The 1,580-nt window shown below is 75.4% G+C and carries 1 protein-coding gene; it reads left to right on the top strand.

What is annotated here, in order from left to right:
- A partial coding sequence (locus ABZ641_RS36705; RefSeq protein ID WP_359988881.1) for a hypothetical protein occupies positions 1 to 916 on the top strand: 916 nt, incomplete at its 5' end.
- Positions 917 to 1,580 lie beyond the last annotated feature (664 nt).

The raw sequence follows: 1,580 nt of genomic DNA, 5'->3' as shown, positions 1-1,580 counted from the left end.
GTACGCCGTCGATCCACGGCCCACCGGACCGCCCTGGCGGCTGTGGGAGGAGGTCGGAGCGGACGCGGCCGCCCGGCAGGGCGTGTACGCGCCGGTGTACTCCGTCTCCTTCGGCGCGCGGAACAGGATCGTCATCGCCCCCGGCGACTCCCGGTCCATGGCCCTGATCCCCGAGAAGTGCGAGGGCTACTGCCGGGGTGTGGACGGCCGGGCCGGCCCCAACCTGGCGTGCGAAGGGTGCGGGCGGGCCGTGGCGACCCGGGTGGACGACTGCGGTCTGTGGCAGGCGGTGTGGTTGGAACCCGACGCGGTCGTACGCCGCCCCTCGGGGATCCCGGCCGCTCCACCTCCCGACTGGGACGACCTGGAGCGTGCCGAACACCGTGTCCCGCCCGTCGAACCCGACGGGTCGTGGAGCCGCCGCTGGGAGGCCGCCGTCGGGGTGGCGCTGGCCCACCTCGTGGCCGCCACCGGGAACCGCCCGGTGACCCTCCCCGCCGGCCCCGTCGCCGAGCTGCTCGGCCACGCGGTCGGCCGGTACCTCCCCGCCGGACCCGATGCCCGCTCGGTGGGGCTGGCCGGCCCGGGGATCCGCGAGCCGCTCTCCCGTCCCGATGTCCTCCTCGTCCCCCGCCACCCCCTCACGGGCGAGCCCTGGCGCCCGCCCGGTGACGAGGCGGCCGTGGTGCCGCTGGACAGCGGGGTCTGGGCGTACCTCACCCACCCGGGCGAGACCTCGCCGATGCCCGCCACCGGGGTACTCCCCGAGGGCGTCCTGCGCGACGACTACCCCCTGCCGCCGCGTCCCTGGTACCCACTGCCGCCCCACCACGGCGCCTTCAGGGACACCCTGGTCGGGCTGCCCGCCATACGCAGCCCCCGGTTGCGCGTCCATCACGACGCTCACCGGCCGTGAACGCACGAGGGGCGACGGCGGGGCGCATGACCGAGGAGATGGCCCTCGGCGTGGGCAGCGCGCAGGTCGACGGATGAGTACCGGTACTCAGGTGCGGGCCCGTGGCCCGCTGCGAGGCTGGCGGTCCGTCACCACCAGCGAGAAAGAGGCTTCATGGGCGCACTGTGGTCACCACCCGGAGCACCGCACCGCCATTCCGGACCCCCGCGACCGGAGAGGTCGTTGACCGACGTCCTGTGCCTGCTCGGACTGAGCGTCCTCGGGCTGGTCGGGGCCGCCTTCGTCGCGCTGCACCTGCTCATCGCGAGCTCGGACGTGCCGCTCGTGCAGTTCTGACGGGCTGCGGGAGATCCGCCGCACCCTCCACGGCCGTTCGCAGCGCCGCAGGCGCTCTGCCGGCGTGCCCGGACGAGGCCGTGGAGCAGCTCCGCTCCTCCACCGGGAGCGGAGCGGCCAGGGCCCTGGCCGACCTCCTGATCGGCCGGGACCGACCCGCCGAAGCGCTCGCCGTCATCCACTCGGTCATCCATTCGGCCTCTGCCCGGCACGAGGAGGCGGAGCGAACGCCGGGTCGGCCGCCCGGCCGAGGACACTGGGGACACAGCGCGGGGCCGCCGTTCTGACGGTTGCCCCGGCCGGCGAGGAGGGGGGCAACGCCCGGTGC

The organism is Kitasatospora sp. NPDC007106 (genome assembly GCF_040634455.1).
GTDB classification, from domain to species: Bacteria; Actinomycetota; Actinomycetes; order Streptomycetales; family Streptomycetaceae; genus Kitasatospora; species Kitasatospora arboriphila.
Note: the sequence above shows the minus strand (reverse complement) of the source record. Positions and strands in the feature narration are given on the sequence as shown.